Origin of the sequence: Bacillus sp. L_1B0_5, assembly GCF_000836715.1 — a bacterium.
Classification (GTDB): domain Bacteria; phylum Bacillota; class Bacilli; order Bacillales; family Bacillaceae_G; genus Bacillus_A; species Bacillus_A thuringiensis_S.
On sequence record NZ_JXIS01000106.1, the window covers coordinates 15529 to 38631 of the forward strand.

Genomic DNA, 23103 nt, shown 5'->3' on the forward strand with positions numbered 1-23103 from the left:
GGGTGGCAAAAGCAATGAAAAAGATTATGAATGATGTACAAAATATCGTTCAAGATATGCTGCATGGCTTTTATTTTGAACATAACGACAAAGTAAATTACGATGAAACAAATAACATCATTTATGTAAAAGATATCGAAAAAATGAAGCAAGACGTCGCTATTGTAAGCGGCGGTGGTAGCGGACATGAACCTGCTGATATTGGTTATGTAGGAAAAGGTATGCTTACAGCGGCAGTAAACGGCAATATTTTCACTCCGCCTACAGTGGAACAAATTGTGGCGGCAACTCGCCTCATACCAAAAGATAAAAGTATACTATTCATCATCAAAAACTTTAAAGATGACGTTGAGAACTTTCTAGCAGCAGAACAAATCGCCAAAGGCGAAGGAAGAAAAATTGACCATATCATCGTAAATGACGACGTTTCAATTGAAGATGATGCTTCTTTTAATAAAAGAAGACGCGGCGTAGCTGGCACCGTTTTCGTTCAAAAAATATTAGGTGCTGCCGCTCTTGAAGGTCACTCTTTAGAAGAACTAACAACAATCGGGCAAGCTGTCATCAAAAACTTACACACATTAGGAGTTGCCCTTTCCCCTGCCAACGATCCAGTAAAAGGAAAAGCTTCATTCACATTAAACGACGATGAAGTGTTTTATGGCGTCGGCATCCATGGCGAAAAAGGTTACCGTAAAGAAGCGCTATCCTCTTCTGAAATATTAGCGATCGAACTGATGAACAAACTAAAAAGCATTTATCGCTGGAGAAAAGGTGACAACTTCGCAATCCTCATTAATGGACTCGGCGCGACACCATTAATGGAACAATACATTTTCACAAATGACATTCGCCGTTTGTGTGAATTGGAAGGCTTACAAGTTACATTCGTAAAGGTTGGTACGCTGTTGACTTCTTTAGATATGAAGGGTGTTTCGCTCAGTTTGCTTAAGATAGTGGATTTGGATTGGGTGAAGTGGTTGAAAGCGGATGTTAGAGTGGGTAATTGGTAAGTAAAAATTATGATGATAAAAGCCTTTAACTATAACAAGTTAAAGGCTTTTATCAAATTGAAATATCGCACGAGCGTTCAAAAGAAATTCGTAATCACCTCACTGAATGATGACAGGTCTTCCAAATAAAGCTGGATGATAAATTAACATCGCCCCTACAAATGAACACACTAAACAAAAAACAGCCTCGTATTTTATAGCTAGAGAAGAGTTGGTATCAAGCTTTTTCCCCTCTCTTCTTAATATCATTTTAAAAGCTCTATATAATAAATATCCAATAATCGCCCCGAGAGTGTTCGTAAATAAATCATCAATATCTGTAATTCTATTATTAAGTAATTGATTTAACTCAATTGCCAATGAAAAAAGAAATCCTGCACATACGGTGTTTTTCATTTTTCTAAAGTGCGGCCAAATCATCGGTAATAAAAAACCTAACGGCATAAACAGTACAATGTTCAAAAGATACGTAGTACTACCTGCCGTATCAAATAGAGTCAAATTGATTTGACTTACACGAATCCACGTTTCATATCTACTTATATCCCATACAGTCGCGATTTGCGTCACCTTATACACTAACGAAAGATAGAACAGAAAAACATACACCCACAAAAAATGCCGAATAGATATAGTTCTTTTCGCTTTAAAATAAACTCCAATTTGAAACACAATACAAAACATAATAGTAAAGAAATAAGTATACAAATAACTAATCAAAACTCCTGTATCCATGTAGAATCCCCTAACTTTACATTTTCATCTATGACTTTGTCTTTTTTAGTCTCCTTCATGATGTAACTCATTTATAGGATAGGAAAAACTTTTAAAATAAAGAGTGGGGTAAACATAAAATTTTTCTTAAATCTTCAGTTGGATTTTATTATTACTCTTCTTAAGAATCCGCCATTGATAGCCAGGCAACAACATGCTTAAACCTAACAATACTATCATTTTTGCACGTAATCCTCGTAGTACTTTAACCGATAAAGCATATATAAAATCATGTGACTCGTTTGTTCAGTTAAAACATGAAATTAAGAAATATATGACGTACTATAATCACTCTTGCTATCAATAAAATTTAAAAAAGATGACTTCTGTTTGCATACAGAAATGATCTTTTTTAGGTTGCCTAACTTTTTTTAAAATGTCCTTTACAAAGGGTACAGATCAGGAGCACCTTATTCCTATTCGAGGGGATCAACTATACCTTCTTCCCTTAAAATCACACAAACCCATTTACAAATCTATAAAAGTAGATATAATATCCTTATGGAACCTTCATTAATTTATAAAGCATTGTCAAATGATACAAGATGTCAAATTTTATCATGGTTAAAAAATCCAGAAAATCATTTCGACGAAAAACCTTATTTAGAACAAGGGATTAATTTTCAGATTGGAGTGTGTGTAGGAGATATTCAGCTTAAAACTGGCTTAGCCCAATCGGTTATTTCTAGTTATTTATTAACTATGAAAAACGCAGGATTACTAGACTCTGACCGAATTGGAAAATGGACATATTATCGTCGAAATGAAAAAACAATACAAGCGTTTTCTGAATACGTTCAAAATGAATTATAAAGTAAAAGCAAATAATCAACCTACCAATTGATTATTTGCTTTCACACATTCTGCTTTTATATAGCCGCCTAATACATTCTTTTTAAAACTTCGCTACCTATAAAAGCAAGAAACATAGAAAGGAGCATTTTTTTAACATATCATATCTAATTATTTAGATATCTGTTTTCGTATTTAATATTACATAATTCTAATACTATTGACATCCAATCATGCTCATTTCTTTGTTAATGAATCGATTTTACTTTCAAAATAATAAGAAGAATGGAGAGTTTTACAAATGAAAAAAGTAAGTCCTTTACTTATTCTTACACTAGCAATAGGGGTGTTTGGAATTATTACTACCGAGATGGGTATTGTCGGTGTATTACCACAAATCACTCAGAAATTTGGCATTTCAACTGCACAAGCAGGATTTTTAGTAAGTATATTCGCACTAGTCGTTGCTATTTCTGGTCCGTTTTTAATTCTGCTCGTCTCTAGTATTAATCGTAAAATAATTTTATTAATAGCAATCTTTATTTTTGTTATTTCAAATATAATCTACGCTTATACAACACAATTTGAAATCATGCTTATTTTTCGTATTTTACCTGCAGCACTTCACCCACTCTTCTTTTCAATCGCTCTTGTAACTGCTGCTAAACTTGTCCCTCCTGAAAAGAGTGGTCAAGCGGTTACAAAAGTTTTCATGGGAATTACGGTTGGCTTTGCACTAGGTGTACCATTAACCTCTTACCTTGCAGATCAATTTTCACTAGAAATTGCTTTCTTATTCGGAGCGCTTGTTAACGCCCTTGCATTCATTGGAATACTAATTTCACTTCCTTCTATGCCCGTTAAAGAAAAAATGTCTTTCGGCAAACAAATTCGTATACTCGGTAAACCAGGATTATGGTTAAATATTTTAACTGTCACATTCCTTTTTGCAGCCATGTTTTCTGTATACAGCTACTTCGCCGAATACCTTGCAAAAGTAACTTCCATGAATGGATCGCTCATCAGTATCATGCTATTCATATTTGGTATAGTTATGATTTTAGGCAATCATTTATTTGGTAGTCTCTTGCAAAGAAGCATAGTAAATACAGTAATATCGTTCCCTATTTTATATTCTATTGTTTACATATTGGTTTATTATTTAGGTTCTTATCTTGTTCCAATGATTTTCATGGTATTCATTTGGGGAATCGTGCATGCTGGTGGATTAATTGTTGGTCAAACATGGTTAATAAGTGAAGCAAGAGAAGCACCCGAATTTGGTAATAGCCTATTCGTTTCATTCTCAAATCTCGGAATTACTCTAGGAACAACTATTGGAGGCTGGTTCATTTCAAACTTAGGTATTCACCAACTTATTTGGAGTGGATTTATATTTACACTACTTTCATTTCTATTAATTATAATAAAACTAAAATTTTTCACTTCTAATAACCTAGCTTCATTATCAAGCTAGTACATTTCAGTTCCAAATTGAATAAAAAACATTATAAAGTGAAACTTTAATCAGCTCTCACCAATCGGGTGTTTATGGGCAGCCCGGCAAATAGCGGGATAAATTCTATATAAAATACTGGTTATTCTTCTTATAAGATTTTATAAACTATAAAGTATGACACTCAGAGCCTTTAGCTATAAATACAAGTTAAAGGCTTTTTATATAAAAACAGCTTTAAAAGGTGCTAATCTTATAGAACATCATCAAAATAAAATACTAAAAAAAGGCTCCATTGCTGGAGCACTCAAAAAAAATATAAATAAACGAATTAAAACAAGGAACAGACAATTAAAATATACAAATAAAACATAAATAAATCTATATATATGTAATATTACATATAAAAACCCTATTTATCGCTGCTATAATAAACTTACTCGATGATTGTTATATTATTCATAGGTTAAAAGCAATAAGTTACCTTCTTAACACCAATTTACAAAGAAAAAAAGACATCTTAATTGATGTCTTTTTTTCTTATATGATAACGACGCAATACAATTAAGATGATTCCAATCGGAAGAATGCACCTTAGGGTGTCTTTTTTTATTTTCCAAAGGACCTGCTCAATTATTGCGTAAAAAACATAAAGTAATTTGAATCCGTTAAAATACATGAGTGTACCCTTGTTTTCCCCTCTTATTAAAAGGAGGAACTATTATGGGTTTTGGTGGTAGTTGCGGCGAAGGCTGCGGTTTTGCTGGAGGATTTGCTTTATTAGTTGTACTATTTATTTTATTAATCATCGTTGGAGCTTCTTGCTTCTGCTAAAAAACTATCAGAAAAGACACTCTTATATGGGTGTCTTTTCTTTATAATAAAGTGAAACTTTATTCCTCCGCATCCCTCATACTGTAATACCCCAAATTAATAATAACCAAGAAATACCCACCCATAATTCCGGCAGCGAATGTCCACATGAATTCATGGTGTTCAATTTCATACATAATAATCGCACCTAGTATTGCGGCTGCAAACCGATTTATCATTCCGAGCATCGGTGCTTTTTCTTTTTTTACAATGCTATCTCCGAACTTTTCAATACGCCTTCCTAAAATCCAGGCGCAGTACATACTCACCAAAAGGCCAATGCTTATCCCGACAAACTGGGCTGAAAAAGGCGTCAGAAACCATCCCAATAACATTACGCCTAGCAAACAATACATTTGTATGTTGAACGATCTTAGTGCCATACGAATCATGTTATTCTCCTTTATCTTTCTCGTTGTAATTCCGTATCATCAATCCAATCTTCCAGGCTTCAAGCTTTCAGCTATATCTTTTTTAAAATGAGGGAATTTGATTTTGCTCACCATTAAATAAGCGAGTACGCATGTACCAAACGCCACGGAAACTGGATTCTTTAAAAAACATAAAATGAGGAGACACATTGCCGCAAATGGAATCGGCATACCGATAAAGGTCGGGAGTTTGCTTTGCTGCGTGTTAAATCTCGCAAGCCGAAGCATTCCGCAAATACTGTAAGCAAGCGCACATATCATCCCGATAGACTGCAAATCTTTTAACGCGACACTATATGCAAGAATAGACGGTGCCACACCAAAAGTAACTAAATCCGCAAATGAGTCCAACTCTCCACCAATTTCTGAAACAGAATCAAGTTTCCGAGCAACCATGCCATCAAAAAAATCAAACAACATACCCGTAATAATAAAAACTGCTCCCAAATAAATATCGTGAACGAAAACAGCGTAAATAGCTAAAAGCCCACATATAAAATTTGCTATCGTAATCATATTTGGTATGAAACTCATAATACACTTCTCCTCCTTTCTACTAATTGCTTCATCTACGTTCTTACTCATTACAATTAAGATCCTTCTGCTTTTCTTCCAATATCACTTTATTTATTTTCGTTAACGTCTCGGTCATTTGCTCTAGGGCATTTATATCGATTTTAGAAAAATATTTCTCAATTAATACATCATCTAACTCAGATAACCGCTCTATATACTTACTACCGTTTGGACCAAGTGTAAGAAAATACTCCCGTTTATTATTAGGGTTTACTTGTTTTGAAATCATCTTCTGTTTCTCCAATTTCGATAAAACTTGGCTAACGGCACTTTTTGATATATTAAAAGTAGTCGCAATATGATTTGCTGTCGTGTTTTCATTTAAATTAATATGAAATAGCATGCTCTCTTGCTGTCCTGTAAGACCGAACTCATCTTTTAACTCCTGAAATAGTAAAATGTAAAATTCATTATAAGCTCGGTTCATTTCATTAATTACTTCTTTATACGTTCTAGTCATAGCGTTATTCCTCCATGCTTTTATTTCGTTTAATAGTTAAGTTCACTTAACTTAACTATAGTATACCGTTATGTTCGTGTAAAGTGAAATATAACTCTACACTTTATCAGCTGTGCTTTTAATGTATGTAAAACTTTCTTTCTCTCTTCATAATCTTCTACATCAGCTTCTTTCCAAAGCTCAAGATTAGCCCCCTCCCCTTTCTCCAGTTATATTGCTGTAAGACCAATGTATAAGACATAGCATCTAAATCTTCATCTATATCAAGCTCATCCAAACACTCTTCTAAAACAAGTTAAGTCACTGCTTCCTTCATCCAAATACCCAATTAATCATTCTGAATAATCAAAAAGAAAAACAATTAAATTCCATATAGACCCATTACTGGTTAAAATGTTATAATGGAATCACCCTACATAGTTACTCATAGCCAGACTGAGGAACTAGCGTCTTATTAAGTAATGCGCATAACTAAAATAAAAAAGACACTTTACGGTGTCTTTTTTATTTATATTCCTAGGAATTATCTCTTTTATAAACACACTCTATCAAACAGTAAAGGAGACAAACAGATGGAACATCCTGTTGCAAGAGAATTACGTTTTATACGGGTATGTCTTATCATTTTGATTATTGTCATTGCATTCTGGGACCGGGAGAAAACTGTGGAAATTACTGATCACGGTAGCGATCCTATTTTAAACACCAGCAATGTGACCCAAGTTGGTGAGAATACATTTGCATACAAAGATGAATCGAATCAAATTAAAATATTTAAGTTTAATCCAGATACAAATGAAATAAAATTAATAAAAGAGTTTTATGCTAACGAATATTAATTACATGAATTAAATAATTCAAATCTGTAGAAGGCACTTTAAAGTGCCTTTTCTTTATAAACTACAAAGTATGAGAACCCAAGCCATTAGCCGCAATTACGACTAAGGCTTTTACTATATAAAACATAGTAAAAATAGAACACTCACTTAAATTGTTTCTCACTTCACAAACTACACCCAAAAAGTTGGATAGCTTCTTTTACTACTCATATTATTAATGAATAAAGCAATAACTACAATAACAACGGAGCCAATTAAAACTGGTGTTACTAAATAACTCCAACTGTTTGCTCCTAAAATAACGATAATCGGATCGGCGCCTGCCGGAGGGTGCGTCGTTCTCGTTAACATCATAACGGCTATTGCCATCCCCACCGCTAAAGCAATTGTCCAATATTCATTCCCAAACAAATGATATATTGATAGACCAATGAAAGTTGAAATCAAATGTCCTCCAATAATATTACGCGGTTGAGATAATGGCGCATTCCAAACTCCAAACGCTAATACACAACTCGCCCCAAATGGAGCCATTAATAATTCTGTAGAGGTTATGCTCGTTAAATATGTTAAGGTAAGAATTGTTAAAAATCCCCCTAGTAGTCCTGTTAAACAGTCCTTTATATTTACTTGTAATGGACTTCTTCCTTTCCCTTTCATTTTTGTAAAATATCGTACACTTATTGGCTGAGGATCTTTCTGCTTAGTTGCTGTTATATTATCCATCGTTCTCCTCCTTTATTTACCAACAATTATAACTCGGCATAACTAACCTGTAAATATTAATTTAAAGGGTTAGTTAAAGAATACAAAAAAAGAATCAACTGTTATAAGTTGATTCTCTAAACTTCTTCAAATTTTCGATCCTGAAATTTTGCTACCTTTTTCCGGTTCCCACATATTTTCATAGAACACCATTTTCGTTTTCCACTCTTATCTATAAATAATAAAACACAGTCAGGATTTGAACACCTTTTAAGGGAAATAAGCTTATTTTCTGCTATTAACGTTAAAGCGTCAAATGCAATTAACGATGCGAGTACATCCTCAATTTCTCCAACTGGGATAGATACTAGCTGCTGTTCAATGATTTTATATGTAAATGGTGCCTTCTCAATTTGTTTTTCTAAATACGTAATAAAATCATTAGAAATTTCTTGCTGATCAGCAATTGCCTCAAACTGTTTTCTCAGTACTTCTCTTACCTCTAATATGCTAGATGTAACTTGATCCATTCGCTTCTGAATTCCTATAAGTGTTTTTTCATTCCAAAAAGGAAGATTAACCTTTATTACATGTAGCCATTCTAATACATCTTCATTTGTTATTAATAAATCATAACGTTGTCCACGCCTAACTAGCTCTGTATTTACTAAATCTAATGAGGGATTTCCAGATATAAGCGGGAATGGTTTTGTTTCCTGCATGTACTCATCACCTTCTCTTTAAACAATCATATTCCAGATTAATACAGAAGTGCAACTTTTTTATAAACTACAAAGTATGAAGATTAAAGCCTTTAGCCATAATTACGACTAAAGGCTTTTGTATGTAAGTAAATGAAAAAGGAGCTACTTTTATGGAACATAATAAAAATGGAATGCTTGCTTTAATTGTTTTATTTTTAGGATTAGTGTTTTTTGTTAGTGGAATGGTTTATCATTTATGGGGCTCATTTTAATTTCAACTTTTAGACAAATATATATAGCACTCATTAAAGTGCTTCTATTTTGGAAGGAAGAAACAAACGATGAACAAAAAGTTATTAGCATCATTATTATGTAGCACATTCTTGTTTGGAGTATCAGCTTGCAGTTCACATGATGCGCCTGAGAAAAATGAGCAGGCTACTTCTAAAAAAACAGAGAATAACAAACTTAGCAGCAAGGATCAGCAAAAAGAACTTCCTACCAATGTAGATTCCTCTGATGTATACATGTCAATGGGATCTACCGAGTCATTAGATGTTCTAGGGACTGGAGAAGTTAAAGCACAAGGTGTCTTTAAAGTATTAGACATCGCCGTTTATAATCGTAAAGAAGAACCCATTACACTAGATATTAACAACTTTAAATTAATTGATGGATTTGGAAGAGAATATCACATTTCCAATGAATATCAGTCAGTACTTAAAGCTGCAAATATCTCCACATTCAAATTTAATATTGTTAATCCTAATGAAAGTTCGGAAGGAAACATTGTATTTGATGTACCGAAAAACACGCAAGGATTAACTTTAAAAATTAATAATGATAAGTTAGATAAAGAACTCCAATTAAAAGTGGAATAGGCCAATAAATACGTCTCCCTTAACATTCTCTACTGACATAAAAAAGTACAGTCTTTTCTACAGCAGACTGTACTTTTTTATTTATCATTTCACATAACATTCCCTAATTTTTTTGACTAGATGCTCTCCAATCACGAAAAGATGTTGGGCGTCCAGAAAAAGCTCTTTGCTTTGTAACAGATGGTTTTTCTTCAGGAGTCGTTGTTTTTTCTTTAAGAGTCGCTGGTTTTTCTTTAAGCGTCACTGATTTTTCTTCAAGAATAGTCACAGCTGTTTGCATTTTCTCTAACTGTTCTTTCAACAATTGTTGTTCAATCTTTAAATCCGTAAGTAAACGTAAAATCATCTCAGAATTAGCCATAAAGATCCTCCTTCCCCCAAATACACAGAATAAAATACAATATGTAGACGGCGGAATACCGGTGACAAAAATAAGGTCGTCAACTCTTTTAAACTTCCAAAGTTCTTTTATTTTTTTAAGGACCTGCTCCATTCATCCTTAAAAACATAAATTAAATTAAATCCATTATTAAATGGTCTTTATGGAAGGAGGAGTTAATATGGGCTATGGCGGTAGTTGTGGTGGAGGCTGTGGTTTCGGCGGCGGATTTGCCTTACTTGTTGTGCTCTTCATCTTATTAATCATCGTTGGCGCTAGCTGTTGGGGCGGCGGATTCGGCTGCTAAGGAGAGGCACTCTTGAGAGTGTCTTTTTTTTGATATGTAGCTCGTATACATATTGTTCAAATCTATATAATTTTTAAAAATATAGTTTTAAAGCATATTTCTCAATGAATAAAACAATTTAACATGGTAAAATAATATTTGGATGGGAGTCCAATATATTATTAAAATTAAGATGGTTCAAGTCGAAGGAAGGCACCTTAGGGTGTCTTTTCTTTATGACTTCTATCATCAACAAAGGGTGATACAAACTATTACATATGTTTGTACCACCCTTTATTGATGCGTTTAGACTTCACAGGTGTTGAAGCTTTAGACTTCTCCCTTAGTGTACCCATATTATTAGAACATCCTGTAATCTGTAGACAAAATGTAGCTAATAAAAACAATATTAATAATTTCTTCAATAAATCCTCCTACATACATAAAACACCATATGTTACAAAGTAAACATAACATCAACTCTTTATAAAAACAATACAATCCTCGGTCCTTAAGCTATCTCTTAACATAAGAGTACCGCCACATATTCATCAAGCTAAGATTTTAAAATATCCCCTACTTAAGGAATTTGTAAGTATCAAGTAAGAAAAACGAGAGCTTTGTTTCGTATAATCAAAATATAAAGTGAAGGAAGAAAGATTATTTCTGGGATTAATATGCATGTGACAAGAGAAGAAATCTACGTTTTTTTAGAATAATAATATGAGTATGTCCAAGTTTTGGAGATTGCTTGCAAATATTTTGAAGTTTTCACACCAGAATTCTAATTACCATACCTGTTTTTTACCATCACATATTGGAGGTTAAAACATGAATAAAAAAAAGAAAATACAAAGATCAGTACTTACCTTTACCCTACTCTTTTCTTTAGGCGTTTCATCTTTCCCGCTTACAACAACTATTCACGCAGATACACGTGAGGAACAATCTGCTGAAAAGAAACTAGTCTCTTTAACGGAGTGTACATCATTATTTTTTGAATATCTCCAGCAAGGTAAGTATGCCGAGGCACTACAGTTGACGTCTGCTGCTTTTCAATCTAAGTTTACAGCAAACACATTACAAAACTGGTGGACACAAAGTGGCTGGAGCGGGATAAAAAGCATGGGAACCCCCGTGATAAAAGAACGAAACTTGGTCCATCAGACGGTGGAAATTCCAGCAGCTACCGAAGAAACTACCATACCGCTACTCCTTAAATTCACACCTGGCGGGAAAGTAGATGAAATTGGAGAAAGGCCACCCGAGGAATCTTTTACCATCCCCCATCCTAGCTATGATCAACCTGACTCCTATCAAGAACGTGAAATCGTCATTGGAAATTCTACCTATCCGCTACCAGCGACATTAACAGTTCCGAAACATAAGCGTGGTGAAAAGCTGCCCGTAGTTGTTCTTGTGCATGGTGCTGGCATCCATGATCGCGATGCTACCTATTTGGGAACAAAAATCTTACGAGACCTTGCGGTGGGCCTTTCATCCAACGGAATTGCAGTGTTGCGCTATGAAAAACGTACCTTAGAACATGCATTAAAGATGAGTGCAGAACCTGTTACGTTAGACCGTGATACTACAGATGATGCTATATATGCAGCAAAGTCAGCAGCGCAGCAGGAAGGCATTGATCCAAATAATATTTTCATTCTCGGACATAGCCAAGGAGCTGGCACAATGCCGCGTATACTGAGCAAAGCGCCTTCCTCACTTGTTCGAGGAAGTATCTTACTCGCACCACCTGCACGCCCTCTGACTGACACTGCCATTGATGTGAGTCAATACCTTGGGGTGCCAAAGGAAGTAATCGATGAACTAAAAAGACAGTTCGCTTTTATCCTGGATCCCACTTTCAATCCTGACCATCCGCCAGCTGGCTACAATTTTCCGTTTCCGTCTCCTCATTTTATGTATGATGTTACTAGGTGGCGTCCAGTTGAGGAGGCAAAATCACGAAAAGAGCCTTTACTCATTCTGCAAGGGGCACGCGATTATCAAGTAACAGTAAAAGATGACTATACAAAATGGCAGGAAGGACTTTCAAACAGCGGGAATGTTCATTTCAAAGAATATCCGAAATTGAATCATTTCTTCACGGAGGGTGACGGGGAATTAAGTCTTCCTAGTGAATACGAAATCCCTGCTAATGTTCCTGAGTACGTCATCCAGGACATTATTACATGGGTTAACGAGACAAAAAAATAAGATAACATCAAAAGCCTTCATGCAATTATCATTGCGTGAAGGCTTTTGAAAATGGTGATTCAGAGATAGCTATTATAATGCATCAAAACGAAAATTATATTTTTCTACGTACTAAATAAAATGCTAAGGAACCCATAATAACAGGTGCAACGAAGTCAAAGAAATGTGAAAAAGTAAAAGTAAAAAGAAAAAGAAATGGTATAAGTGTATAGATAACTGCTAGTCCTATAAATAAAGGAATTCCAAATTGAAACTCTCGACATCGTTTAATTTTCCTATATAAAACTTCCCCAATTAGGCAAGCTATAAGAGCTGGTATACTACCATAAGTGACGATAGTTTTTATGAACCCCTGTAAAACGTCTGGGTGAATAAAGCTAGGATTAAAAATATATGAAATTAAGAACCATCCAAAAATAAAAGCAAATAGACTTGCAGCATAACTAACTACAAATTTTATCAAAGTAAGCAACGTAATCATCCCCATAATTCCCTAATATTATCTTCATTGTATCATTTTCTCTTAAAAAGACTCCAAAAGGATATACTTGCCCTTCAGTTGTCTTTTTTAACGCTTGTTCAAGACGTATTTTTTGATGTTATTTTATATAAAAAACTTTTGGGAGCAACCTGTTCGAAAAATTGATAAAGAATAAGCGGTTGAAGGATGAAAACAGAAGACTACAAGGAAAACTGTATGAACAAATATAATGAAACAAGGCTCTTACTTTGTAGTGGTATCCACGAAGTAAAAGCCTTGTTTTTTCTACTCATTTTTTATATCAGTCTTGATTTTCCGATGGAAAGGCACAGAAAATCTACTACAGAAGGTGTGATACCTCTAGGATTAACAAATTCTTTAAATTTCTGTGTACTACGTACAAGCCCTCTACTTTTGGCACGTGCCTCTAATTCAGCTCGAACTTGTATTGTATCCAGAGCCATTCTTTCTAAAGCATGCGCAGAATATTTACGATCATTAATTTCGAGTTTTTAAAACTCATTTATTGTAACTGTAAAATGTGGCTTGAATTTTACTTCGATTGTTTTGTTTTCTACGCCACCTTGGACATATAATGAGTCATTACGGGTATAGATTCGTTTCGCCGAATGCATCTTGGTTTCAAAGATGCATTTATTTTTATAATACAAATTTAATTCAACAGTTTCCTCGTAATAACACATAATCATTACTAATTCAAAGCCTAATTTATCTATTTTATTATATCTATATGCACCTGCACCTGGAATAAAATAATCTTCTGGTTCACTCTCGAATATTTCTAATAATTCATATTCGTCATATTGTATATTCAATTTAACAACTCCTTACGTGAATGGGCTCAATCCACTTTATTTATAATATTCACGATTTATTAGGTACAACGGATACAACATCGCCATTATCATTCAATACGACTCTAACATCTTTCCCATCGTATTGCCATAGACCAGGTTTATTTCCAGGTTTTTAGTAGCATGCTTAATTGTTTCTTCTACTACACTTGGTGTTACACCACGTGGATCAACTTTTTTTAATTCCTCCATGTATTCTTTTGATCCGAATGTGTAACCATTCCTTTCAGCTCTTTCACGTGCACGCTTTGTAAGTTCTGCTCGAACCTGAATTGTATCAGGTGCCATTCTTTCAAGCGCATGTTCAGTATACTTACGCCCATCAATGACGCCGCCAGTATTCCGAAAAAATCACGCTAAGCAAAAAATATAATAAGCTGTCGATATAGACAGCCCTTTACATAATTATCGTTATTGGAATCAAAATAAGCTTACACATCCAAGCTGTTGATGATAGCTACTATTTGATGATCTGTCCATTTGCCATTAATCCTTATATTTTCTTTCGCTATACCTTCTTTTTTAAATCCCACTTTTTCTAATACACGAATAGATGCTAAATTATCAAGCATCGCTCCTGCTTCAATTCTATGTAGCTTTAATTCCCTAAAAGCAAAGTCTACAACAAGTTGAAGAGCCTCTGTTGTATAGCCCTTTGCATTATGCTTCTTATCTAAAGTAAATCCCGTATAACAGCTTTGGAGATCTCCCCTAACAATTTGAGTTAATGAAATGTCTCCGATAAGCTTATCATTTTCTCTTAAAAAGATTCCAAAAGGGTATACTTGCCCTTCAGCTGTCTTTTTTAGAGCTTGTTCAAGACGTATTTTTTGATGTTCTTCTGTATAAAAAACTTCTGGGAGCAATGGACAAACTCGTTGAAAAAATTCGCGATTTCTAATATGTAAGTTAGCTAACTCGTTGGCATCATCAGTTTTATAAAGCCGAATATAAATGTGCTTCCCTACTAGTTTCATAACATCCCTCCAACATTTTTATATGTCTAATGAGGAAAAAATATACCGTATACTATATACAGTTGGATATTATCAGGAATCATTTTGCACGAAAGAAAAGACACTCTATATGAGTGTCTTTTCCAATAGTTTTTAGCAGAAGCAAGAAGCTCCAACGATGATTAATAAAATGAATAACACAACTAATAAAGCAAAGCCTCCAGAAAAGCCACAACCGCCACAACTACCACCATAGCCCATAATAGTTCCTCCTTTAGATAAGAGGGGAAAACTAAGGTTCACTCATGTATTTTAATGGATTCGTTTCATCTTATGTTTTTTCGTATTGATTGAGCAGGTCCTTTCGAAAACTATTTACATATTAACTATATTTTTAAAAATGAATAATTTAACTATAACAATAAATAGATAAATTAATATAATGTATTAATTCTAAAAGAAGGGAGGAATAGCCATGCAATTAGTTTGTTTTAAAATAGTAAGTGGTCAGTATTTCTTATTTGTAGAAGGTATTCAAATTCCTGTACCAATTCCAGCAGTTGCTGCAGCTTTATTAATTGGTTTAGGAGTAATTCCACTTTGTTCTTAATGTAAGGAATTCGGATCATTCCTATCTTTCCATTGGAAAAGCCTCAAGTATATGAATACTTGAGGCTTTCTTTATATCAAAGAAAAAACACCTTACAGCGCTTGAAGATCTCCTGATTTAAATAATGCGGCCGTTACATCATCACCGAAAGTATTGAAACAGAATACTTGCTCGTCTACCTTATCCATTACTGTAGCTTCACCTATCTTGCCACCTTGAAGTTTAATAAAATAGTTATGTTCTTCTAAAATTTTACTAAAATCTCTATTTGCCCATCTTTCAGTAATTGCTAATAGCTCTTCTTTATTCTTGAAATTGTTTCCATTTAGAATATTTCTTACTTTCTCTGCATTCTTTTTGGACATAGGGGTTGCTCCCTTTCCTTCACACGCTTTTACTTTTTGATGAGTCATGCTATGCATAGCTGAAATCACTTCTTCTTCAGTAGAAGTTACTGTAATGTGAAGTTGTGCATTTGAGCCTTTCACTTCTGCTTCATTCGATAGTATGTCTTCTTTATTAACCTCTGCAAAAACATGGTCCTCACTCTCAAGCGGGACTTCAGCAAACTGTAACATTCCATAAGTCATACCCGTTGCAAGTACTACTACACCTATAATAGATGCTAGCCAATACGTTAGCTTCTTGTCCATCTTCATTTCCCCTGTCTTCGTTTACATATCTTAACTAAAGAATACCATATTAAATTCCTTTTTATTGAAGTGTCTCTAATTTTCACTATAAAAAACGTTAAAATCGTTTAATATAAATATAACAACTTTACAATCATGACTATGCCTATTCTCATAACAGGATCTATATACGATGTCACTAAATCATCTGGTGAACTATTAGTTATTAGTACGGCTTTGCATCGTTATTCTCAAAAAGGATAATTATTGTACATACCAATTCTTATGTATGAAGACACCCAAAACAAGTGTTACGAAAAAAATATAAAAAAGACATCTTTTCTAGGGAAAGATGTCTTTTTTATATAAACCTTAATGTTCGTTCTGTAAAACCCTCGCTGCCTTTACTCCTTCTTTCTCTTCTTTTAAGAATAACGATACGATAAATGCAACAATAATAAAGATTAACCCAAGTGCAAATGCACCTTGGAACCCTGACGTTAAACCGTTTAACTTCTCTACTGGATCCAGTGGATTTACGGAGCTCTCCATATAGCTAGTTGTTCCTGAAGACATTTTCGATATGAATATAGCTGTACCAATTGCGCCAGCTACTTGTTGCAACGTACTAAATAGTGCTGTTCCGTGCGGATATAAATCTGGTGTTAATTGATTTAAACCGTATGTTTGTGCTGTCATGACAAACATGAGTCCAACCATTAATACGCTATGCCTGACAATAATTTGTAACATTGATGTATCAGGAGTAATGCCTTTAAATAAGAACATTGCAATTCCTACTAAGACAATGCCGGGAACGATAATAACTTTCGGACTAAATTTATCAAATAGTTTACCTGCGATTGGCCCCATTATGGCGCTAATAACACTTCCCGGAAGCATGATAATTCCTGATTTAAAAGCTGTAACGAGTAAAACGGTTTGCAGGAACATCGGTAATAAAGTCATCGTTGAAAATAACGACATCATCACAATGACAATTAATCCAACTGATAATGTAAACATCGGAACTTTAAATGCTCGTAATTCTAAAATTGGATTCTCAATTTTCAATTGTCGAACGGCAAAAATACATAATGAGATAAGCCCAACAATTAAAGTGCCATATACTTTTGCATCGGACCATCCTAAATCACCCGATGCACTAAAGCTATACACAAGCCCGCCAAATCCTAATGTCGATAAAAGGATAGATGGGTAATCTACTTTTGGCCTTGTTAACTCTGAAACATTTTGAATGTACTTCATCCCAATCATAATGGAAATGATCACGATAGGAATAACAATATAGAATAACCAGCGCCAATTTAATGAATCCACAATTACTCCAGATAATGTAGGGCCAATTGCCGGAGCTGCCATCATCACGAGTGCGATTAATCCCATTGTCGCACCACGTTTTTCAGGTGGACAAATGATTAAAATCGTATTCATTAATAACGGTGTAATTAACCCCGTCGCTACAGCTTGGACGATACGGCCAATTAATAAAACGGAAAATGTCGGTGCGAATCCCGCAATTAATGTACCGACTAAAAACGTTACCATAGCGATCAAAAACATTTGTCTCGTTGTGAGCCATTGCTGAAGTAATGCTGTAATTGGAACTAAAACCCCAACTACTAACATGTATGCTGTAGAAAGCCATTGAATCGTTGAAGCCGTTACGTCAAATTCTTTCATTAATACCGTTAACGCATTTCCAAGTAATGTTTCATTTAATAATGCAACCATTGCACCTAAAAGTAATGCAATTAAAATGGGGGTATGTTTCAAATTAGAAGTATCAACTTTGCCACTTGCTGGGCTCTTAGTTGTAATATTCATTTACAGATTCTCCTCCTGTTTCTTACTTAAAAAACTTTAAATACACCGGAACACATGTAATATAATATACATATGTAGATTAAAAAGGGAGAATCAATTTTCAGCCACTGTATATTTAATCTACAAAAAAGGAGAATTGTAGATGAACGATAGTGAAAAACAACTTGATTTACGTATTAGACGTACACATAAATTACTGTGGGATTCCTTATTTGAATTAATGACGCAATCAAAACAGAAATATAGTACGATCACGATTAACCAAATATGTGACCGCGCAATGGTACACCGAACAACCTTTTATAAACACTTCGAAGATAAAGATGCTTTATTAACATTTGGATTTAAACGATACAGCAAGATGATTGCTGAAATACCGGTTTCAGATCGATTAAGTAAACCATTTCAAGTAATGGAACAATTTCTACATCATGAAGAAATCGGTAAAATATTAGAAACGCAAATGTCTGATGAACAATTTATTAACCGAACACAATATTTAAGTCACGAAACGAGAAAACAAGAAATAGAAGCGTTAAATCAACTGCACAAAAATCATACGATGCCCAATGATTTAATCATTGAATTTTATTCAGGGGCAATCACCTCATTAAGCGCATGGTGGTTTAAAAGTGAAAGAAAAGTTTCTGCTACTGAAATGGATAGGTATCTCCACCAACTCATTAATCGGGATATTTTTCAGTTTGAAGAGGAATAACTTCCCCATCAAAAAAACGCCTATATGAAATAGGCGTTTTTTTGTACATACTATTACTCCCCAATCCTCTTCAAATCCGAACTTTCAATAATCGAATGAGCATATCCATCTTTCCCAACTCGCACCATCGCTCTTCCTAATTGTTCCGAAGTTATTATACTGCCGAATCTCTTTAATAGTGGATTAAAAGGTTTCATCACATCGTACATCAATTGATATGATTTCGTTTTTGATTTCACACCATTTGCCGGGATGATTAATCCTGGTCTGAACATATACGCAGCTTTAAAAGGTAAACGTAATAACTCATTTTCCGTTCGTCCCTTCACTCTCGCCCACATCGTACGTCCTGATTCTGTACTATCTGTGCCGCTACCAGATACGTAAATGAACGTCATGTTTGGATTTAAATCCACTAATGTATTTGCAGCAGATAACGTTAAATCATACGTTACCTTTGTATATTCCTCTTCTTTCATCCCTTGAGAAGAAACACCTAAACAAAAGAAGCATGCATCAAATCCGGCTATTTTTTCTTCAATAGACGATAAGTCAGTCACATTTGTAAGCTCAATTTCATTTAATTTTTCATGCATCGCATTCGTACGTTTTCTACCGATTGTTACGACTTCTTTGACCTCACCATTTAATAAACTTTCTCTCAGTACACTCTGACCGACCATACCTGTCGCTCCAAAGATGATAACTTTCATTTGCATCCTCCTCCCCTTATAAAAAGGCTGGTTTATCACCCTCTGTATTCGGTTTATTTACACCTAAGTTTCCACCAACGTGTAAATCAGGTGACTGTGCTAATTTCACAACAAGAGCTGCAACACTTTTACGTGATACTTCCGTTCCTTTATACGGCTCACCTTTTTCCGTAATTTCATATTCAACTTCATCATAATCAGTTAACCACGCTGGTCGTAATACGGTGTATGCAAGATTTGAAGCCTCGATTACATCAACAGCTTTTCGGTATGGTCCTAAATATTGACCAATCGTACGGTTATTCCATTTCCCGAATTCTCCTGGCACTTCATCATAAATACCGAGTGAGCTAATGAAAATAAGATGTTTCACTTCCATCTCTTCCATCGCACTCAAAACTGTTTTCGCCTGCTCTTCTAAATCATCACCCGCTAAATTTGCATACACAACATCTTGATTTACCATCGCTTCTTTTAACGTTTCACGATTTAGAACATCTCCTTCCATAATGCGCACACGATCAGACGCATATTGCTGTACTCGATCTGCATTTCGTAAATATAACGTTAACCTTGCATCCGTGTCATTTAAAAATATATCAATCGCATTACGCGCAATTTGTCCGTTCGCTCCAAGAATTAATACGTTCGTCATCTTCAAAACTCCCTTTCTTATTTTGTATAAGGCAGTAGAAGGTATTTCTACTGCCTCACATCATTTTTTATTTCAGATTTTCTTTAAAGAATGTATCTAATTTTTCAATCGCTGGATTCACGTATTCCGGCACATCGTATAATGCAACGTGTGTCGCACCATCAACGATGAATAATTCTTTATTTTTACTCGCAGCTTCTTCCACTACTTCTTCACTGAAATAGCGCGTATCCGCATCACTACCTGCAATTATTAAAAGCGGTTGTGTTAAAAACTTATTAATATGGCTAAAAGGTGAATATGTTGCGATTTTAGCAAAACTTGTGAACACTAGACGGTTCGGTGCATTTTCATGACGGCCACGTTCTTGTACATAGTACTCATGCCCTTCCGCCATCGTCCCAGTCATACTTTCATCTAACTCTTCTGGTACATACGAAATATAATACGTATCCACACCATTCGCTTCGTTCGTGCGCTGACCTGATACTTGTTCTAAAAACTTAATTTGATCTTCCGCCGGAATAGCGCGGCCAATACCTTCTGTAAATAATGAACCAATATCAACCATACTCACTGTTGCGACTGCTTTCATACGGCGATCCGTTTGCGCAGCTGCTACTGTATAACCTCCGCCAGCGCAAATACCTAGCGCACCGATTTTATCATTGTCTACATATGATAATGTCGTTACATAATCCACCGCTGCACGCATATCTTCTGTACGAGCATATGGATCTTCAAAATAGCGCGGTGTTCCTTCGCTCTCCCCTTGGTTTGATGCATCGAACGCTAAAGTAATAAAACCTAATTCAGAAAGCTTATTCGCATAAAGACCGGCTGCTTGTTCTTTCACGCCTCCACCTGGATGAGAAACAATGATTGCTGGATACTTTTTCGTTTCATCAAACTCCGCTGGAACATATAAATGACCTGCTAATAATAACTCGTTATTTTTGAACTTAACATTTTGTCTCATAATAAAACCCTCCAATTATTTTTTTAATATTAATCTTCGATAGTAAACCATGGGCCTGAAGCTTCAATTACATGCCACAGTTTTTCTGGAAGCTCTAGCTCACTCACTTTTGATTTCTTAATCGACGCTTGAATTTCATCTTCTTTTCCGTGCTCAACTTTTTCGATCCAGTCTGGATTCATAATTAACGCATGACCAATTGCCGCAAGTGATACTCCTTTTTCTAAAGCTAAAGCTGCATCATCTGGCGTTACAATAGAGCCAGCTACCATTACAGGAACTCTCCCATTTACATGTTCAACGATTAACTCCATGTATGTTTTCTCGTCCTCGCTATCAACTGGTTTAGAAGTAAGGGCACTCGCTAACGAAGCGTGAACATAATCAACATCTAATTCAATAAGACGATTCATTAACTCGTACGTATCTTTCATTCTTAACGCACCTTCTTGTGGTTCATCAGGTGAAAATCTGTAACCAAGTGCGAACGGCTTAGTTGCATACTTTTTAATAACTGACTGAATTTCACGAACAACTGCTAGCGGGAATCGTAAGCGATTTTCTAAAGAACCGCCCCACTCATCTTCACGTCTATTAAAGAATGGTGAGAAGAAGTTTTGTAGTAAAAATCCGTGTGCACCGTGAATTTCAACGCCGTCAAAACCAGCTTCAATTGCTCTTCGCGTCGTTTCTCCAAAATCACGAATCACTTCTAAAATTTCATCGTGCGAAAGTTCTCTCGGTAATACAGATGGTGCAAACGGAGAAGCTTCTGTTTCTAAAGCACTTGCACTTACGACATCCCCGCCCGGTGTGAAATTAGGTAATGCTTTGTTCCCTGCATGGAAAATTTGAAGGATAGCCGGTGCTCCGCCGCTCTTAGCCGCATCCGCTAACTTACGTAAACTTGGAATAAACGTATCATCATAACCAGCAAACTCATTTGTAAAACCGATACCGTTCGCCTGTACATGTGTACATCCCGTAATCACAAGCCCGACTCCGTTCACTCTCTTTTGGTAATACGTTACTTCTTCATCTGAAATCGTATAATCATCATTACCAGCCCAAGTTGTCATCGGCGCCATCACGACTTTATTTTTCAGAGTAACACCAGATTTAAATGTAAATGCTTCAAATAAGTTGTTATATTTCGGATTCATAATTGACCTCTTTCTCGTTGTTTTTCATATATAAAATTGTCATTATTTTGTTATTTGTTCTTTTGAAGAAAGTTACTTAGAGCACGAAATGTGACTACATCCCCCTCTTTCATTAAGAAATGATACTCGGAAGAATTAATGCACGTTGATGCATTATCTCTCCCGTGTGTATAATATAAAATGAAAAAGAGATGTTTTCAAACGTCAATTTTAGTGAATTCACGCATTAATACACACATCCATAAAAATTGTGTATTAACTATAAAGAAAGTTTGGTGACACAATGGAAAAAGTCGATCGAAGGATTATTAAATCAAAAGAAGCCATCAAAAACGCTTTTATTGAACTAATGGCCGAAAAAGAATTTGATAAAATTACAGTAAAGGACATTTGCACCACAGCGGACATCGGAAATAGAACGTTCTACCTTCATTACCTCGATAAATATGATTTACTCGATAAACTCGTTGTAGAACGTATCGAAGCGCTAAAAACACTGTGCGCTCCTCTCCACAATTTAAGCTTTAGAGAAGCTTGCATCGCTTGGTTTGAAAACATGGAACAACACTACTTCTTCTTCTCAACGATGCTAGCTGGAAAAGGAGCTTCTGCTTTCCGCAAACACTTCTTCGACTACATCATCGAACAAATAAAAGATGACATAGATATTAAAGAAGGCATAAACAAAGGATTTAGTGAAGACATGATTATTACATTCTTCGGCTACGCCATTGTAGGAGTCGTGGAGACATACTTTATGAAAGGACTTCCTGACCCGCCGGAAGTTGTCGCGGAACAGCTTGGATTGTTGCTGGATAGGAACTTTTAAATGAAAAGAGGCTATTGTATGAACCGATTAGACCGGATTATACAATAGCCTCTTTCTTATAAAATAAAACGTCGATAAATTTAAGTTACAAATATTCAGAATTAATATTAAAATAAAAAATGGGGATAGGGGTATGGGATTATAAAATGAAACTTTAATCAGTGGGGGTTTTGTTCATCCCCCACTGATTATTAGTTGAACCAATCGGGCATTTACGGGCAGTTGATCTCCCACCTAACTTCTTTGCTCCAGCCG

28 protein-coding genes and 4 pseudogenes are annotated in these 23103 nt (G+C 35.2%); 12 read left to right on the top strand and 20 right to left on the bottom strand.

Translation table 11 applies throughout. The features are described 5' to 3' along the window. Positions 1-14: 14 nt before the first annotated feature. Entirely contained in the window at positions 15-1013 is a 999-nt protein-coding gene (gene dhaQ / locus RT27_RS26935; protein ID WP_043938270.1) for a DhaKLM operon coactivator DhaQ, read from the top strand. Between the two features lie 99 nt (positions 1014-1112). Here dhaQ and RT27_RS26940 read toward each other — a convergent pair whose 3' ends face one another. Beyond that, entirely contained in the window at positions 1113-1748 is a 636-nt protein-coding gene (locus RT27_RS26940) for a VanZ family protein (RefSeq protein WP_043938271.1), read from the bottom strand. A gap of 244 nt (positions 1749-1992) precedes the next feature. Here RT27_RS26940 and RT27_RS35885 point away from each other — a divergent pair. The 4 genes and pseudogenes from RT27_RS35885 to RT27_RS34255 all read left to right on the top strand — a co-directional run. Next, a pseudogene (locus tag RT27_RS35885) lies at positions 1993-2094 on the top strand (TetR family transcriptional regulator); the annotation flags it as partial. Positions 2095-2288: 194 nt separating this feature from the next. Continuing rightward, the gene (locus RT27_RS26945; RefSeq protein WP_043938272.1) at positions 2289-2600 is read left to right on the top strand and encodes a helix-turn-helix transcriptional regulator; all 312 of its coding nucleotides are present in this window, start codon (positions 2289-2291) and stop codon (positions 2598-2600) included. A gap of 280 nt (positions 2601-2880) precedes the next feature. Continuing rightward, entirely contained in the window at positions 2881-4056 is a 1176-nt protein-coding gene (locus RT27_RS26950) for an MFS transporter (RefSeq protein WP_043938273.1), read from the top strand. Positions 4057-4758: 702 nt separating this feature from the next. Beyond that, a complete protein-coding gene (locus RT27_RS34255; protein WP_000505669.1) occupies positions 4759-4869 on the top strand; it encodes a YjcZ family sporulation protein in 111 nt (36 codons plus the stop codon). A 59-nt stretch (positions 4870-4928) separates the two neighbouring features. Here RT27_RS34255 and RT27_RS26955 read toward each other — a convergent pair whose 3' ends face one another. The 4 genes and pseudogenes from RT27_RS26955 to RT27_RS35890 form a co-directional block, all read right to left on the bottom strand. After that, positions 4929-5300: an ATP synthase subunit I gene (locus RT27_RS26955; protein WP_043938274.1), complete on the bottom strand. Its 372-nt coding sequence runs from the start codon at positions 5298-5300 to the stop codon at positions 4929-4931. A gap of 39 nt (positions 5301-5339) precedes the next feature. Then, a complete protein-coding gene (gene pssA, locus RT27_RS26960; RefSeq protein ID WP_043938275.1) occupies positions 5340-5924 on the bottom strand; it encodes a CDP-diacylglycerol--serine O-phosphatidyltransferase in 585 nt (194 codons plus the stop codon). Then, positions 5917-6375: a MarR family winged helix-turn-helix transcriptional regulator gene (locus RT27_RS26965; protein WP_029441765.1), complete on the bottom strand. Its 459-nt coding sequence runs from the start codon at positions 6373-6375 to the stop codon at positions 5917-5919. Before RT27_RS26965 ends, pssA begins: the two co-directional genes overlap by 8 nt. 68 nt (positions 6376-6443) lie before the next feature. Next, positions 6444-6676: pseudogene (locus RT27_RS35890) on the bottom strand (hypothetical protein); the annotation flags it as partial. A gap of 271 nt (positions 6677-6947) precedes the next feature. Between RT27_RS35890 and RT27_RS26970 the strand changes: the two are divergent. After that, complete coding sequence (locus RT27_RS26970; protein WP_043938276.1) at positions 6948-7214, top strand: YmzC family protein; 267 nt, start codon at positions 6948-6950, stop codon at positions 7212-7214. 171 nt (positions 7215-7385) lie between these two features. Here the strand turns inward: RT27_RS26970 and RT27_RS26975 are convergent, their stop codons facing one another. Both RT27_RS26975 and RT27_RS26980 read right to left on the bottom strand, forming a co-directional pair. Continuing rightward, complete coding sequence (locus RT27_RS26975) at positions 7386-7940, bottom strand: HPP family protein (protein ID WP_043938277.1); 555 nt, start codon at positions 7938-7940, stop codon at positions 7386-7388. 116 nt (positions 7941-8056) lie between these two features. Beyond that, positions 8057-8641: a CGNR zinc finger domain-containing protein gene (locus tag RT27_RS26980; protein ID WP_043938278.1), complete on the bottom strand. Its 585-nt coding sequence runs from the start codon at positions 8639-8641 to the stop codon at positions 8057-8059. 323 nt (positions 8642-8964) lie between these two features. Between RT27_RS26980 and RT27_RS26985 the strand changes: the two genes are divergently transcribed. After that, the gene (locus RT27_RS26985) at positions 8965-9504 is read left to right on the top strand and encodes a DUF4352 domain-containing protein (protein WP_043938279.1); all 540 of its coding nucleotides are present in this window, start codon (positions 8965-8967) and stop codon (positions 9502-9504) included. Positions 9505-9607: 103 nt separating this feature from the next. Here RT27_RS26985 and RT27_RS26990 read toward each other — a convergent pair whose 3' ends face one another. Beyond that, entirely contained in the window at positions 9608-9865 is a 258-nt protein-coding gene (locus RT27_RS26990) for a hypothetical protein (RefSeq protein WP_029441764.1), read from the bottom strand. A gap of 199 nt (positions 9866-10064) precedes the next feature. On the opposite strand from RT27_RS26990, the gene RT27_RS32530 reads away from it, so the two are divergent. Together RT27_RS32530 and RT27_RS26995 are read left to right on the top strand one after the other, a co-directional pair. After that, positions 10065-10190 (top strand): YjcZ family sporulation protein, encoded by a 126-nt coding sequence (locus tag RT27_RS32530; RefSeq protein WP_000540377.1) that lies wholly within the window; start codon positions 10065-10067, stop codon positions 10188-10190. An 810-nt stretch (positions 10191-11000) separates the two neighbouring features. After that, positions 11001-12389, top strand: coding sequence for an alpha/beta fold hydrolase (locus RT27_RS26995; RefSeq protein ID WP_043938280.1), 1389 nt, complete (start codon positions 11001-11003; stop codon positions 12387-12389). A gap of 94 nt (positions 12390-12483) precedes the next feature. Here RT27_RS26995 and RT27_RS27000 read toward each other — a convergent pair whose 3' ends face one another. The 6 genes and pseudogenes from RT27_RS27000 to RT27_RS34280 all read right to left on the bottom strand — a co-directional run bounded on the left by RT27_RS27000 (position 12484) and on the right by RT27_RS34280 (position 14962). Beyond that, the gene (locus tag RT27_RS27000) at positions 12484-12870 is read right to left on the bottom strand and encodes a hypothetical protein (RefSeq protein ID WP_043938281.1); all 387 of its coding nucleotides are present in this window, start codon (positions 12868-12870) and stop codon (positions 12484-12486) included. 25 nt (positions 12871-12895) lie between these two features. Continuing rightward, a pseudogene (locus tag RT27_RS35410) lies at positions 12896-13018 on the bottom strand (N-acetyltransferase); the annotation flags it as partial. A gap of 364 nt (positions 13019-13382) precedes the next feature. Further along, positions 13383-13706, bottom strand: a complete 324-nt coding sequence (locus tag RT27_RS27005) for a hypothetical protein (RefSeq protein WP_001025896.1) — start codon at positions 13704-13706, stop codon at positions 13383-13385. Positions 13707-13755: 49 nt separating this feature from the next. Next, a pseudogene (locus RT27_RS27010) lies at positions 13756-14081 on the bottom strand (hypothetical protein); the annotation flags it as partial. A 95-nt stretch (positions 14082-14176) separates the two neighbouring features. Continuing rightward, positions 14177-14722 carry a GNAT family protein gene (locus tag RT27_RS27015; protein WP_043938282.1) on the bottom strand — a complete coding sequence of 182 codons (546 nt, stop codon included), beginning with the start codon at positions 14720-14722 and terminating at the stop codon, positions 14177-14179. Positions 14723-14854: 132 nt separating this feature from the next. After that, complete coding sequence (locus tag RT27_RS34280) at positions 14855-14962, bottom strand: YjcZ family sporulation protein (RefSeq protein ID WP_000540375.1); 108 nt, start codon at positions 14960-14962, stop codon at positions 14855-14857. Positions 14963-15176: 214 nt separating this feature from the next. On the opposite strand from RT27_RS34280, the gene RT27_RS36145 reads away from it, so the two are divergent. Next, the gene (locus tag RT27_RS36145; RefSeq protein WP_001177693.1) at positions 15177-15311 is read left to right on the top strand and encodes a hypothetical protein; all 135 of its coding nucleotides are present in this window, start codon (positions 15177-15179) and stop codon (positions 15309-15311) included. Positions 15312-15403: 92 nt separating this feature from the next. Here the strand turns inward: RT27_RS36145 and RT27_RS27020 are convergent, their stop codons facing one another. Together RT27_RS27020 and RT27_RS27025 are read right to left on the bottom strand one after the other, a co-directional pair. Further along, positions 15404-15964 carry a PRK06770 family protein gene (locus RT27_RS27020; RefSeq protein ID WP_043938283.1) on the bottom strand — a complete coding sequence of 187 codons (561 nt, stop codon included), beginning with the start codon at positions 15962-15964 and terminating at the stop codon, positions 15404-15406. Positions 15965-16315: 351 nt separating this feature from the next. Further along, positions 16316-17791 (bottom strand): MDR family MFS transporter, encoded by a 1476-nt coding sequence (locus RT27_RS27025; RefSeq protein ID WP_043938284.1) that lies wholly within the window; start codon positions 17789-17791, stop codon positions 16316-16318. 142 nt (positions 17792-17933) lie between these two features. Here RT27_RS27025 and RT27_RS27030 point away from each other — a divergent pair, with 142 nt between their 5' ends. Further along, positions 17934-18509 carry a TetR/AcrR family transcriptional regulator gene (locus tag RT27_RS27030; RefSeq protein ID WP_043938285.1) on the top strand — a complete coding sequence of 192 codons (576 nt, stop codon included), beginning with the start codon at positions 17934-17936 and terminating at the stop codon, positions 18507-18509. Between the two features lie 53 nt (positions 18510-18562). On the opposite strand, the gene RT27_RS27035 is transcribed toward RT27_RS27030, so the two are convergent. The 4 genes from RT27_RS27035 to RT27_RS27050 all read right to left on the bottom strand — a co-directional run bounded on the left by RT27_RS27035 (position 18563) and on the right by RT27_RS27050 (position 22019). Further along, complete coding sequence (locus tag RT27_RS27035; protein WP_043938286.1) at positions 18563-19222, bottom strand: NAD-dependent epimerase/dehydratase family protein; 660 nt, start codon at positions 19220-19222, stop codon at positions 18563-18565. 16 nt (positions 19223-19238) lie between these two features. Continuing rightward, positions 19239-19877 (bottom strand): SDR family oxidoreductase, encoded by a 639-nt coding sequence (locus RT27_RS27040; RefSeq protein ID WP_043938287.1) that lies wholly within the window; start codon positions 19875-19877, stop codon positions 19239-19241. A gap of 67 nt (positions 19878-19944) precedes the next feature. After that, positions 19945-20856 (bottom strand): alpha/beta hydrolase, encoded by a 912-nt coding sequence (locus RT27_RS27045; protein WP_043938288.1) that lies wholly within the window; start codon positions 20854-20856, stop codon positions 19945-19947. 29 nt (positions 20857-20885) lie between these two features. Next, complete coding sequence (locus RT27_RS27050; protein ID WP_043938289.1) at positions 20886-22019, bottom strand: NADH-dependent flavin oxidoreductase; 1134 nt, start codon at positions 22017-22019, stop codon at positions 20886-20888. Between the two features lie 283 nt (positions 22020-22302). On the opposite strand from RT27_RS27050, the gene RT27_RS27055 reads away from it, so the two are divergent. Beyond that, positions 22303-22848, top strand: a complete 546-nt coding sequence (locus RT27_RS27055) for a TetR/AcrR family transcriptional regulator C-terminal domain-containing protein (RefSeq protein ID WP_043938290.1) — start codon at positions 22303-22305, stop codon at positions 22846-22848. Positions 22849-23103 lie beyond the last annotated feature (255 nt).